The sequence below is a fragment of the Nocardia sp. CNS-044 genome, from assembly GCF_059570515.1.
The window spans coordinates 630,661-643,600 of the sequence record NZ_JCANSX010000005.1; the positions used below are offsets into that span (position 1 = coordinate 630,661).

Here is a 12,940-nt window from a genome sequence, read left to right on the forward strand (position 1 = left end):
TGAAGCGTTCGGAGGGGACTAGATGATCGAAATCTAGAGCAGCTAACGCGTGGTGAACCGTTTGTGACCGTTAATTCAAATTTTGTTCACCATTGCGCCTCACGGCTTGGTGCGGTCCCGGAAACGTGCACCCGAATCCAGGGTTTTCGGCGGCGAACCAAACCGGTCGTCATTCTCCTAGCGAAACGTAAAGAGACGAAGGTCACACTCTTCGGGCTAGAGCCTTTGATAGCCCTCCGCCATAGAAGTCGGGTGCCTGCCCACGTAAGGTCGTAGCGTGCGATTGCTCGTAACCGGCGGCGCCGGATTCATCGGTGCGAATTTCGTCCAGCAGACCGTGGCCGAGCGGCCCGGCACGAGGGTGACCGTGTTGGACGCCCTGACCTACGCGGGCAACAAGGCGTCGCTCGATCCGGTGGCCGACCGCATCGAATTCGTGCACGGCGACATCGCCGATCTCGACCTGGTCGACGAGCTGGTCAGCGGAGTGGACGCGGTGGTGCACTTCGCCGCCGAATCGCACAACGACAACTCGCTCACCGAGCCGTGGCCCTTCGTGCAGACGAACATCGTCGGCACCTACTCGTTGCTGCAAGCCGTTCGCAGGCACGACGTGCGCTACCACCACGTGTCCACCGACGAGGTGTACGGCGATCTCACCCCCGACGCGCCCGCCTTCACCGAGTCCACCCCGTACAACCCGTCGAGCCCGTACTCCGCGACCAAGGCGTCCAGCGACCTGCTGGTCCGCGCCTGGACTCGCTCGTTCGGCGTGCGCGCCACGCTGTCCAACTGCAGCAACAACTACGGCCCGTACCAGCACGTGGAGAAGTTCATCCCGCGCCAGATCACCAACCTGATCGACGGCGTGCGTCCTCGGCTCTACGGCGCGGGCCATCAGATCCGCGACTGGATCCACGTCGACGACCACAACCGCGCGGTGTGGGACGTCCTCGACCGCGGCCGCGTCGGCCAGACCTATCTGATCGGCGCGAACGGCGAACTCGACAACAAGACCGTGGTGCGGATGCTGCTCGAGGCGTTCGACCGCGACCCCGACGATTTCGACCACGTCACCGATCGCCCCGGCCACGACCAGCGCTACGCGATCGACGCCACCCTGCTGCGCACCGAACTCGGCTGGACCCCGCGCTACGCCGACTTCCGCGCGGGCCTGGCGGCCACCATCCAGTGGTACCGCGACAACGAATCCTGGTGGCGTCCGGACAAAGCCGCGACCGAACGCGCCTACACGGCGGCCGGTGAGCAGACTCTGGACCTCGCGTAGTTCACCGGCCTGGCCCGGTGAATCCCTAGATCTGCCCGCTGCGACAGCGGTAGCCGCCATTTCGACGATCCGCGGCGACCGCGCACACCACCGTCGCGCCGAAGCCGGCCCCGAGCTGGACGCCGGCCACCGTGCGGCTCGGAAGGCTCAGCCCCAGACGATGGTGCTGTACTTCGCGACCGAGGCGATCAGCGCGACCGAGCTCGCGACGACAATCGTCACCGCAGGTCCCCGCGTCGGCGTCTTCCCGCGAGCGTCGGTGAGCCGCAACGGCATCCAGCGCAGCAGCGCCGCGAACGCGACCAGCGCGAGCGGCACGAAGTAGCGGCCCTGCACGCCGTCGATGATGTAGTAGCCGACCGGCGTGAACGACATGTACAGCGTCACGTAGATCATCGCGACGCTGGCCGCCACCGTGAGCGCCACGACCAGCGTCCGCACGAAGGTGGCGGTGCGCGGGTTCATCCGGTCCGCGATGCCGACGCTCACCGCGAAGGCGAGCAGGCAGGCCAGCACCGCGACTGCGGGCACATCGATGTAGGCGAAGCCGAGTTCGCCGAAGAACTGGGTGAACCAGCGCTGGTCGCGGTAGGAGATGCTGTCGCCGAAGACGCTCAGGAAATGCAGTGGATCACCGAGGATCTCGCCGAGTTGTTCACCGGGCTTGACGGTGTACCACTGGTGCGGCGGACGCATCAGGCTCATGCCGTCGCCGGTGGGCGCCGCGATCTTCATCCAGACCGCGAAGGCGAGCGCGCCTCCGGCGGCGAAAGCCCACGGCACCAGTCGGCGCCAGGTGAAGCCGGAATCCGCCGCACCGCCGAAGAATCCGAAGCGGTCCACCGGCACCAGCACCACCAGCATGGCGAGCAGTACGTAGGTCGGCTTGCTGACCGGCAGCAGCAGCGTCGCGCCGAGCAGGGCGACCGTTTCGGCGCGGCTCAGGCCGTTGCCGAGGAACAGCGCCTTGATCAGCAACGCGGACACCATGATGGCCAGCGCGTTGGTCAGCGTGTCGGCGGTGACCGTGCCCGCCTGGAACACCGCGATCGGCAGCACCGCGACGGTGAACGCCAGCCACTGCACCCGATGCGCGCGCAGCGCGTACAGGCCGAAGCCGACCACGATCAGGTAGGCGAGCAGACCCGCGAGCCGGGTCAGCAGCACCATCGAGCCCACGTCCAGGTCGAAAAGCCCCGCGGCCCGAATGCCAACGGCGGCGGGCACATACGGCACAGGGGAGTAGGCGGCGGTGTTGGTGAACCAGACCGACGTCATGGGCGAGTCGACCGGGGCGCTCTTCAGCCGGTCGTACGCGCCGGGATCGGCCACCATGGGGTCCGGCTCTTGCGGGTTGTCCTGGTAGTCGCGGAACGAATAGCCCATCAGCGCGTCGACATTGACGGGCACATCGCCGCCGTAGGCGAGACCGCGACCGTCCTCGATCTGCTGCGGCAGGAAGCCGCCGTACGCGACCTGGTAAGCGCGGCCGAACTGGGTGATCTCGTCGTGGCCCCAGAACGGCGGGGAGAGCACGGCGAACAGCGAGCCGAAGAGGGCGGTGATCACCGCGAACGCGACAGTCGCCGCGCCGAAGCGAGTGACGATGGCGCGACCGGCCTTTCGGACCGTGCCGAACGCGCCGGAAGACGTCGAACCTTCTTCGCGTGTGGCGGCTTGTTCCGTGCCGGACGCGTCGATCGTCTTCGTGGTGTCGGCCGCGTCCTCTTCACGCGTGGCCGTGGCCTGTTCCGTGCCCGGCGTGACCTTCGCACCGTCGGTCGATTTCGCGGACCCGTTCGCCGACACGTCCCGACCTTGCTCCCCCTCGTGCCCGTCGGCCCCCACCGTGCTGCCGCGATCGGCGGACGTCGTCACCGCGCGTCCCCTGGGCCTGACGCGTCACCGCCGTTTCGGAACGGGTCGTCCTCCGCGACGACCGCCGAATAGCGCAGGTAGACCAGCCGCGCCGCCTCGTGGCGGGACCGGCGGATGCCGTCGAGGATCAACCCGGCGGTCCAGGCCAGGCTGCCGAGAAGAAGCAGCGTGAAGCCGAGGAACAGGGTGGGGAAGCGCGGAACCTCGTGCGTCCTGGTGAATTCGATGACGATCGGAATGGTCAGCACGATCGAGACCAGCCAGCTCAGCGTGCCGAACAGACCGTAGAACGCGACGGGCCGCTCGTGCCTGGCCAAGCCGATGATCAGCGCGAGGATCTTGAAACCGTCGTGGTAGGTGCGCAGTTTGGACTCGCTGCCCGCCGGGCGATCGCGGAAGCCGACCGGAACGGCGGTCTGCGGAACCCGCAGGTGCAGCGAATGCACCGTCAGCTCGGTCTCGATCTCGAACTCGCGGGAGACCGCGGGGAAGCTCTTGACGAACCGGCGGGAGAACACCCGGAAGCCGCTGAGCATGTCTTCGACGTTCTCGCCGAACACCTTTCCGACCACGCCGTTGAGCACCCGGTTGCCGGCCTCGTGGCCCGCGCGGTAGGCGGTGCCGGAAGCGTCCTGTTTGCGCACGCCGAGCACGTGATCGTAAGGGCCGTCGAGCAGCGTCTTGATCATCAGCGGGGCGTCGGCCGCCTCGTAGGTGTCGTCGCCGTCGATCATCAGGTAGACGTCGGCCTCGATGTCGGCGAACGCGCGCCGCACCACGTTGCCCTTGCCCTTGGTGTGTTCCTGGCGGACGATCGCGCCTGCCTGGCGGGCCAGTTCGGCGGTCCGGTCGGTGCTCAGGTTGTCGTAGACGTAGACGACGATTCCCGGCACAGCGGCTTGGAGGTCGGCGACAACCTTGGCCACCGAGGCCTCTTCGTTGTGGCACGGGACCACGGCGGCAATACGAAGCTCGGTGGAGTCCACCCGGGGTCATTCCTCGATGTCGGCGCGAATGGGGAACACGGGGGAGGGTACATGGCTCGGGACATCCGGCGCGCACCCGAGGCATTCGGGTGCTGGGGTACCGTCGCCCGGTGTCTTTCCCCGAGCAGCCCGTGTCGACGCCCGAGCGCTCCGAGTCCGCCGAGGCGTCCGCGCCCGCCCCGGTCCCGTCGAGCGAGTCGCTGATCACGAAGCTGGTCGCGGCGCTGCGCAAGGGCGCGGCCTTCCTGGTGGTCGGCGCGATCGGTTTCCTCGTCGACGCGGGCACCTACAACGTGCTGGTGTTCTGGGGCGGCGAGGGCGTGCTGTACCACGCGCCGCTGCCCGCCAAGATCATCGCGATCGCGGTGGCGACGGTGGTGACCTACTTCGGCAACAAGTGGTGGACCTTCGGCGACAAGCGGACCGACAATCCGGCGCGCGAGTACCTGCTCTACGCCGTGTTCAATGTCGTCGCCATCGGTCTGCAACTGGGCTGCCTCGGGTTCTCCCGCTACGTTCTCGACCTCTCCAGCCCGCTGTCGGACAACATCTCGGGAACACTGGTAGGTCAGATCGTCGCGGTGGTCTTCCGGTATTGGGCGTACGACAAATTCGTCTTCACCGGCAAAGTAGCAAATAGTCAGCAACAATAACGGGTGTGATACCCCTGGTTGCTGGACGGGCGGGCTCCGACGTCGGTTGATATCCTCGCTCCCGCCGCGCACGGCATCCAGGGGCGTGTCTGTCCCGTCGGCAAGAATGAGGATTTCGAGGACTTCATGGAGCAGTCGGCTACCCAGGCCGTTACCGAACCGAACGATCACGCTACGCCCGCCGCCGCGCCCGCCTCGCTGCGTGCCGATCATCGGGCGCCGGACCGGATGGTCCTGCAGCGGGGCATCTTCACCGGTCCATCGGCCAAGGTGAGCGACGAACTCTACGCGGTGGTCAAGGGCCGCGCGGCGCGGGAACGACTGGCGTTGCGCTTGGAGAAGGGCGCCACCGCCCACACCAACACCTACTTCGGCCGGTTCGCGGCCAGCTACTGGCAGCGCTGGACCACCGTCACCGAGGTGCGCGCCACGATGGTGCTCGACGTGACGAAGAAGGCCAGGGTTCGTCTGGTCGCCTCGGACATCGCGGGCCACCGCAGGATCGTCGACACCGCCAAGGTCGACGCGAGCGGCCCGCTCACCCTGACCGCGCCGCTCGATCAGTACGTCGACGGCGGCGCGATCTGGCTGGAGTTCGACGCCGACGGCGGCGAGCTCGGCATCTCCGAACTCACCTGGACCTCGGTCGCGCCGGAGCGGGTGCGCCCGGTGGCCATCGCCATCTGCACGTTCAACCGCGCCGCCGACTGCGCCGAGACGGTGGCCGCGCTGGCCTCCGACCCCACGGTGCTCGCCGCGATCGACGCGGTCTACGTGGTGGACCAGGGCACCGATCTGGTGCAGGACCGGCCGCGCTACCAGGAGGTGCAGCCCGTCTTCGGCGACAAGCTGCGCTACATCCGGCAGCCGAACCTCGGTGGCGCGGGCGGTTTCACGCGCGGTCTCTACGAGGTCTCCGCGGTCAACGAGCACGCGGACGTCATCCTGATGGACGACGACATCCTCTGCGAACCGGAAACGGTCCTGCGGCTCAACGCCTTCGCCAACCTGACCGTGGAACCCACCCTGGTCGGCGCGCAGATGCTGTTCCTGCTCAACCCCGACTACCTCAACGTCGGCGCCGAAGAGGTGCACCTGCACGAGCTGCGGCACGGCCAGAAGGTGCCCAAGGCGCTGCGCAACACCAGCATGCTGAAGAAGAACCAGGAGCGCCGCGTCGACGCCGGCTACAACGCCTGGTGGACCTGCCTGATCCCGGCCGAGGTGGTCGCCAAGATCGGCCTGCCGGTTCCGATCTTCTTCCAGTGGGACGACGTCGAGTACGGCGTGCGGGCGCGTGAGCACGGGTTCGTCACCGTCACGCTGCCCAACGCGGCGGTCTGGCACGCGGACTTCTACTGGAAGGACTACGACGACTGGGCGCGCTACTTCAGCACGCGCAACTCGCTCATCGTCGGAGCCATGCACGCCGATCTGGACGGCAAGAAGATCACCAAGCAGCTCTTCCGCAACATCGCCGAGCACTTGGTCGCCATGCAGTACGGGCTGGTGCACACGACGTTGCAGGGCATCGAGGACTTCCTCGAGGGTCCGAAGATCCTGCGCGACGGCGGCATCGCCGCGCTGGCCGCCGCCCGCACCAGCCGCAACGACTATGGCGAGACGATCAAGCACCCGGCCGCGACGCCGCCGGTGCGCGCGGCCGACATCCAGTTGCGCAGGGCGAGCGGCGAGCCGAGCCGGGAGGCGCTTGTGCTCGTCAAGCGCGCGATCAACCAGTGGTTCGGCCGCACCCAGCACGGCCTGATCGGGATCACCCGCGAGGACGCGCACTGGTGGCACGTCTCGCTGTTCGATCACGTCGTGGTCACCGACGCCTCGCAGTCCGGCGTCCGGGTGCGGCAGCGCGACAAGGCTCGCGCCCGCCAGCTGCTGCTGCGGACGTTCCGTGTGCTGCGCCGCCTGCGTCGTGAGCTGCCCGAGCTGCAGGAGCGCTACCGCGCCGCCATGCCGGAACTCACCAGTCGCGCCAACTGGGAGCGCCTCTACGGCATCAACGACTGAGCCGAGCCGCGGCGCCGTCTAGCCGACGGCGCCGCGCTGGTATCAGACCAGCTCGGGTACGCGCAGATGCGCGAGTGCCAGCTCGAATTCGGCGACGTCGGTCACCCGGAGGCCCATGTGCTGGGTGTTGGTCTCACGAATCCGGGCGGCTTGCTCGCGGTTGCGGTCCATCGCCAAGGCGCTGTCGAACGTGGTGGAGGAGACGCCGCGTCCGGAGGACCGGTGGACCATCAGGCTCGCGCTGCAGAAACCCTCGAGCTCTTCCATCCCCGGGAGCGCGCGGGTCTTGTAGGTCTCGATCGCCGTGTCGGCTCGGTTCGGGTCGCCCTCGACCCAGACCACGCGTGCGCAGGCGCCCTCTTGCGTGCGATGGTCGCGGTGCAGCACTGCGATCTCCCATTCCTCGACTTCGGCGTTGCCGCGGAACGTCTCCGCGGCGCGCTCCCGGATCGGCCGGACCCGGACCGCGCTGTCGCGCATCGCCTGCTCGGTTTCCCACGCCGTCGTGATGATGCAACGCCCGGATCCTCGGTCGACCAGCAACGACAACCCGATACAGCCCTGCATGCCTTCGACAGCGGGCATTACTTCGTCGCGCACGTGCGCAATCCCGGCGTCTATGGCGGAGGGCTGCGCGTGAACAGTGGTAGAACGTGCGAACACGATCCACCTCCTTTCTGCACGAGGCAGCGCCCGGTGGCGCCACCGGTACATTCCACACTTCTCCGCCAGCGACTTTCAGGCAATAGGCCTCGCAAAGGGTTCACATGCTTCGCAAGGTGGCCTGGGCTGAGGCGTTGGCGCGGTCTGCGGGGACGGGCCTGCCACCGGTTGTGAGTCGGCGGCGGCCGGTGTTCGTGGGGAGCGGTTCGGCGGGTGTGGTGAGTCGGGACCGGCCCGGCGAAAGTTGGGGTCCGCCGGGCCGGTTCGAGTATCAGAGGAAGAGGTCGGTGGTGAGCTCGGCGTCGCCCGGGACGACGCGGTATTTGTCGAGGTCGGTGATGCCGTGGGCGGCGAGCACTTCGTCATCGATGAAGAAGTTGCCGGTGGTCTTCGCGGCGGGCGAGGTGAGTACCAGGTAGGCGGAGTCGGCGTAGATGTCGGGGGTGCGCGAGGTCGCGATCATCTGGTCGCCGCCGAGCAGGTTGCGGACGGCGGCGGTGGCGATGGTGGTGCGCGGCCACAGCGAGTTCACGCCGATGCCGTCGTTCTTCAGCTCTTCGGCCAGGCCGAGCGTGGTGAGCGACATGCCGTACTTGGCGATGGTGTAGCCGAGCGAGGCGCCCGCCCACTTCGGGTCCAGGTTCAGCGGCGGGGAAAGGGTCAGGATGTGCGGGTTGCGCCCGGCCTTGGCCGACTCGCGTAGGTACGGCAGGCTCAGCTTGGACAGCAGGAAGCTGCCGCGGCAGTTGATGTCCTGCATCAGGTCGTACTTCTTCATCGACAGGGCGTCGGTGTTGGACAGGTCGATCGCCGAGGCGTTGTTCACCACGATGTCGATGCCGCCGAAGCGTTCGACGGTCTGGCGCACCGCTTCGGCCACCGACTCGTCGAGGCGCACGTCGCCGACGAAGGGCAGTACCTGCCCGCCCGCCTCCTCGAGTTCCGCCGCCGCGGTGTGGATCGTGCCGGGGAGCTTGGGGTGCGGCTGATCGGTCTTGGCGATCAGCGTGATGTTGGCGCCGTCGGCCGCGGCGCGCTTGGCGATCTCCAGACCGATGCCGCGGCTGCCGCCCGACATGATCAACGTCTTGCCCGCCAGCGGCTTCGAACCCGGTTCCGTCATGACCTGCTCCTGTCGTTCGTGCCGCGGACGAGACGCGCCCGCGACGCCACGTCTTGCAGGCTAAGCGTAGCGCAGTCCCCTATGCAACTAGTTGCATAGGGGACTGCTTACCTCAGGGAATCAGCGCCGTGACCCTCGCTCCCGATACATCTGACGTTGCTGTTTCCTGATGCCACGCCAGGCGCGGTCGCGTTCGGCCTGCAAGCGCTTGTCGGCCCTGGCCTCCATCCACGCGTTCTCCTTGGCGAGCTTGCGATAGCTGTCGAACCGGCGCTGGGTGAGGGCCCCGGTCTCGATGGCCTCGCACACGGCACAGCCGGGTTCGCCCTCGTGCGAGCAGTCGCCGAAACGGCAGAGCGCGGCGAAGGTCTCGATGTCGCTGAAGGTCTTCTCGATGCCTTCCGCGGCGTCCCACAGGCCGATGCCACGCAGACCAGGAGTGTCGATGAGCGTTCCGCCGTTGGGCAGCGGGCGCAGCTCCCGGTGCACGGTGGTGTGCCTGCCCTTCTTGTCCACCGCGCGAACGGCGTTGATGGCGAACACTTCCGCGCCGAGCAGCGCGTTGGCCAGCGTCGACTTGCCCGCGCCGGACGGGCCGATCAGCGCGACCGTCCCGTCGAGAACGGCGGTGAGCACCTCGATCCCGTACCCGCTGCTCGCGCTGACCGCGAGCACCGTCGCGCCGGGTGCGACGGCCTGCACCGTCTCGATCGGAATGTCCTCGGCCGCATCGGCTTTGGTGAGCACGACGACCGGTCGCGCGTTGCTCTCCCAGGCCAGGGCGAGCATCCGTTCGATCCGGCCGAGGTCGACGTCGCCGTCGGCGGGTGTGCAGACCAGCACGGTGTCGACGTTGGCGGCGAGCACTTGGCCCTCGGACCGCCGCGAGGCCGTGGAGCGCACGATCGCGGAGCGGCGCGGCAGCAGCGCGCGCACGTTGCGCTGCGCGTCGAGGCTCACCCAGTCGCCGGTGCACAAGCCGCTCGGATCGGCATCGGAGCGCGGGCATTTCGCGCGCGCCCAGCCGTCCGGCGTCGCCACATCGCATTCGCTGCGATCCATCCGGATCACCCGCGCGGGCACGCACCCGTCATCGATGAGCGCGGCGTATTCATTGGCTACGGCTTCCGTCCAGCCGTAGGGAACGAGCAGGTCGTAGTCGACCATGATGGGAAGAATCCATTCGTCGGGCGCCGAACCCGACCCGGGTTCAGCGAGAGGAAACAGAGGTGGAGTGCGGTGCGGCGGCACGCGGCAGCGCGGCGCACGCGGGCACGACAACCCGGACATTCGTCGTCACGATCTCCACCTCCTCACTTCCGTCTCGAACCGCCAACTTCCCAAGACCCTGCCAGACACCCGACACCCCCGCAACCGATTTATCGCCCGCTACCCGGCTGCCCGCATCGAGCGCACACCTTCGCGCTCGGAGGGGCTGGATTGCCTACCCGACTCAGCGGGCGCACGCCGAAATCGGCGGTAATCGAATGGCGGCTCGGTCTGCGCCGGGGTCGGAATTACTTCTCCGGCTTCCCGAACTGCTCGTTTCGCCCGAGCGAGCGCAAGTGGAACCACTCCTTCAGCCCGGCGGGATCGCGGCGGGTGACGAGGAAGAACCAGGAGAATCGGATCCACTCCTGCGGCAACAGCTTTCGCATACCCGGCTGAGCCATCAGGTAGCCGCGGTTGCGGTAGGTGAAGTAGCGCTTCACCGGATCGTCGGGGTACTGGGTGTGCATCCGGCCGCCCAGGATCGGCTTGAACTCGGCGGCGCCGTTGGGATGCAGGTAGGCCGTCTGCAGGCAGGTGCCGAAGGGTAGGCCCGAGCGGACCAGCCTGCGGTGCACCTCGACCTCGTCACCGCGCACGAACAGGCGTAGGTCCGGCACGCCGATCAGGTCGACCGCCGCCGTGGCGATGAGCGCGCCGTTGAACAGCGACGCGATGCCCGGCAGGAAGTCCTCGTCGCCGAGCTCGGAACGCAGCCGCCGCCACACCACGCCGCGGCGCAGCGGGAAGGCCAGCCGGTCCGGGTCATCGATGTCGCAGACAACGGGGGAGACTTCTGCGAGGCCGTGCCGCTTCGCGCAGTCCAACAAGGTGGCGAGCACCTCGGCGCCTTCGGGCCTGCCGTCGTCGTCGGCCAGCCACACCCAGTCCGCGCCCTGGGACAGCGCGTGCAGGATGCCGAGCGCGAAACCGCCCGCGCCGCCGAGGTTGTGGGCCGAGCCGAGGTAGGTCGTCTCGACCGGCTGCTGCTGCACCAGTTCGGCGACCTCGGGTTCGTTGCCGTTGTCGATCACGATGAGGTGATCGACCGGTCGCGACTGCGAGGCGACGACCTTCAACGATTCGGCCAGCAGGTCACGGCGCTTGTGGGTGACCACGACGGCGATGATGCGGGCGTCCGGCCCGGTGTCGGTGGGCGTGTAGACCACCTCCGGCGCGGGCGAGTCGACCGGGGCGTCGGCCCCAGCGCTGATCGGGGCGTTCTGCCCGGTCGGCTCGTTCATGCGTTGTTCCGCTCCAGTTCTCGTGCGCTGTCCTCGGTCTTTTCGGTCGCCGCCCGCTCCGCTGCCATTTCCTTCAGCACGGTCGCGACATGGTTTCCGGCGTCCGGACCCTCGTAGGCGCGCACCACCTCTTCGATGCCGCCGCGCAACCGGATCTGTCCATGATCGATCCACAGCGCGGAATCGCAGAGTTGAGCGAGGAATTCGTTGGAATGGCTGGCGAACACCAGGATGCCAGAACGCGCGACGAGTTCCTGTAACCGCAGCCGCGCTTTTTTCATGAATTCCGCGTCGACCGCGCCGATGCCCTCGTCGAGCAGCAGAATCTCCGGGTCGATGGAGGTCACCACGCCCATCGCCAACCGCACCCGCATACCGGTCGAATAGGTGCGCAAGGGCATCTGCAGATATTCGCCGAGCTCGGTGAACTCCGCGATCTCGTCGATCTTGGAAAGCATCTGCTTGCGGGTCTGGCCGAGGAAGAGCCCGCGAATGATGATGTTCTCGTAACCGGAGATCTCCGGGTCCATGCCGACGCCGAGATCGAACACCGGCGCCACCCGCCCGCGAATGCGCGCGCTACCCCGCGACGGTTCGTAGATGCCCGAAAGCAGCCGCAGCAACGTGGATTTCCCGGCGCCGTTGTGGCCGACCAGGCCGACCCGGTCGCCCTCTTTCAGCGACAGCGTGATGTCGCGCAGCGCTTCGACCACCACCACGTCGGACTGGTTGCGCCCGATGGCGCCGCCCGCCTTGCCGAGGAACGCCTTCTTCAGTGACCGCGATTTGGCGTCGAAGATCGGGAACTCGACCCACGCCTGACGGGTTTCGATACTCACACGGCTCATCGCAGCGGCTCCTATACCCAGTACGGTACGCGCGAACGGTACTGCTTCATGGCGAAGGCGGCGACGATCCAGCCCACCACGGTGATCGCGCCGACGATCACCCAGTGCCGAAGCTCCTGCGGCTCGCCGAGCAGCGGAGCGCGCACGATCTCCAGGTAGTGGAAGGTCGGGATGATCTCCACCAGCCGGGCCCGATCGCTCGCGCCGCCGATCTGCTCTTCCAAGGTCTTGGTCGTCCACATCACCGGCGTCAGCACGAACAGCATCAGCGTGGTGCTGCTGAGAATCGGCGCGATATCGCGGTATCGGGTGCTGAAGATGCCGAACACGATCGACACCCACATCGAATTCAGGAAGATCAAGCCGATCGCGGGTATCGCGAGCAGGCTCGACCAGCGCAGGTTCTCCCATATACCGAACGCGGCGAGCAGCACCACATAGATGACCATGTTGTGCGCGAAGAACAGCAAGTGCCGCCACACCAACCGGTAGATGTGCACGCTGAGCGCGGACGGAAGCTGTTTGATCAAGCCCTCGTTGGCGATGAACACCTCCGAGCCCTCGAGAATGCTCGCCTGGATCACATTCCAGACGATCAACCCGACGGTCACATACGGCAGGTATTCGCGCAGCGGCTGATCGAGCAGCGTCGCGTACAGGATGCCCATCGCCGCGGCCTGCACGCCGGTCGCGATGGTGATCCAGAACGGGCCGAGCACCGAGCGCCGGTAGCGCTGCTTGATGTCCTGCCAGCCGAGCGAGAGCCATAGTTCGCGCTGGCTGAAGCCGTCGCGCATGTCCTTGATCGCGCGCCGGAAGGTCTGCGAGTCGGAGGGCAGCGGCGGCATCGCCTCGGCTCCGCTCGGTTGCGCCGGCGCGGTGCTCTCGGCACTCACCGGACCCTCTTCGGTGGTCTCGGAACTGTCAGAACGCAAGCTGTCATCTGAACGCACTGGGCTCTCT

Annotated in this window: 11 protein-coding genes; 3 read left to right on the forward strand and 8 right to left on the reverse strand. The window is 67.3% G+C overall.

Annotated elements, in window-relative coordinates; translation table 11 throughout:
• Window positions 1-277: 277 nt before the first annotated feature.
• Complete coding sequence (gene rfbB / locus T333_RS03855) at window positions 278-1,288, forward strand: dTDP-glucose 4,6-dehydratase (protein WP_496423683.1); 1,011 nt, start codon at window positions 278-280, stop codon at window positions 1,286-1,288.
• 147 nt (window positions 1,289-1,435) lie between these two features.
• Here rfbB and T333_RS03860 read toward each other — a convergent pair whose 3' ends face one another.
• Together T333_RS03860 and T333_RS03865 are read right to left on the reverse strand one after the other, a co-directional pair.
• Window positions 1,436-3,166 carry a DUF2142 domain-containing protein gene (locus T333_RS03860; RefSeq protein ID WP_496423684.1) on the reverse strand — a complete coding sequence of 577 codons (1,731 nt, stop codon included), beginning with the start codon at window positions 3,164-3,166 and terminating at the stop codon, window positions 1,436-1,438.
• Window positions 3,163-4,152 carry a glycosyltransferase gene (locus T333_RS03865; RefSeq protein ID WP_357256235.1) on the reverse strand — a complete coding sequence of 330 codons (990 nt, stop codon included), beginning with the start codon at window positions 4,150-4,152 and terminating at the stop codon, window positions 3,163-3,165. The genes T333_RS03860 and T333_RS03865 overlap by 4 nt, the downstream gene beginning before the upstream one ends.
• A gap of 110 nt (window positions 4,153-4,262) precedes the next feature.
• Here T333_RS03865 and T333_RS03870 point away from each other — a divergent pair, with 110 nt between their 5' ends.
• Together T333_RS03870 and T333_RS03875 are read left to right on the forward strand one after the other, a co-directional pair.
• The gene (locus T333_RS03870) at window positions 4,263-4,805 is read left to right on the forward strand and encodes a GtrA family protein (protein WP_496423685.1); all 543 of its coding nucleotides are present in this window, start codon (window positions 4,263-4,265) and stop codon (window positions 4,803-4,805) included.
• A gap of 126 nt (window positions 4,806-4,931) precedes the next feature.
• Window positions 4,932-6,830: a glycosyltransferase gene (locus tag T333_RS03875; protein WP_496423686.1), complete on the forward strand. Its 1,899-nt coding sequence runs from the start codon at window positions 4,932-4,934 to the stop codon at window positions 6,828-6,830.
• 42 nt (window positions 6,831-6,872) lie between these two features.
• Here the strand turns inward: T333_RS03875 and T333_RS03880 are convergent, their stop codons facing one another.
• From T333_RS03880 to wzm, 6 genes are all read right to left on the reverse strand, one after another.
• Complete coding sequence (locus tag T333_RS03880; protein WP_354998117.1) at window positions 6,873-7,493, reverse strand: antibiotic biosynthesis monooxygenase; 621 nt, start codon at window positions 7,491-7,493, stop codon at window positions 6,873-6,875.
• A gap of 271 nt (window positions 7,494-7,764) precedes the next feature.
• Window positions 7,765-8,616 carry an SDR family oxidoreductase gene (locus tag T333_RS03885; protein WP_354998116.1) on the reverse strand — a complete coding sequence of 284 codons (852 nt, stop codon included), beginning with the start codon at window positions 8,614-8,616 and terminating at the stop codon, window positions 7,765-7,767.
• A 120-nt stretch (window positions 8,617-8,736) separates the two neighbouring features.
• On the reverse strand, window positions 8,737-9,783 hold the full coding sequence (rsgA, locus tag T333_RS03890; RefSeq protein ID WP_496423687.1) for a ribosome small subunit-dependent GTPase A: 1,047 nt from the start codon (window positions 9,781-9,783) through the stop codon (window positions 8,737-8,739).
• A 350-nt stretch (window positions 9,784-10,133) separates the two neighbouring features.
• On the reverse strand, window positions 10,134-11,129 hold the full coding sequence (gene glfT1, locus T333_RS03895) for a galactofuranosyltransferase GlfT1 (RefSeq protein ID WP_354998114.1): 996 nt from the start codon (window positions 11,127-11,129) through the stop codon (window positions 10,134-10,136).
• Entirely contained in the window at window positions 11,126-11,977 is an 852-nt protein-coding gene (gene wzt, locus T333_RS03900) for a galactan export ABC transporter ATP-binding subunit Wzt/RfbE (RefSeq protein ID WP_354998113.1), read from the reverse strand. Before wzt ends, glfT1 begins: the two co-directional genes overlap by 4 nt.
• 11 nt (window positions 11,978-11,988) lie before the next feature.
• The gene (gene wzm, locus T333_RS03905) at window positions 11,989-12,825 is read right to left on the reverse strand and encodes a galactan export ABC transporter permease subunit Wzm/RfbD (protein ID WP_354998988.1); all 837 of its coding nucleotides are present in this window, start codon (window positions 12,823-12,825) and stop codon (window positions 11,989-11,991) included.
• Window positions 12,826-12,940: the final 115 nt, after the last annotated feature.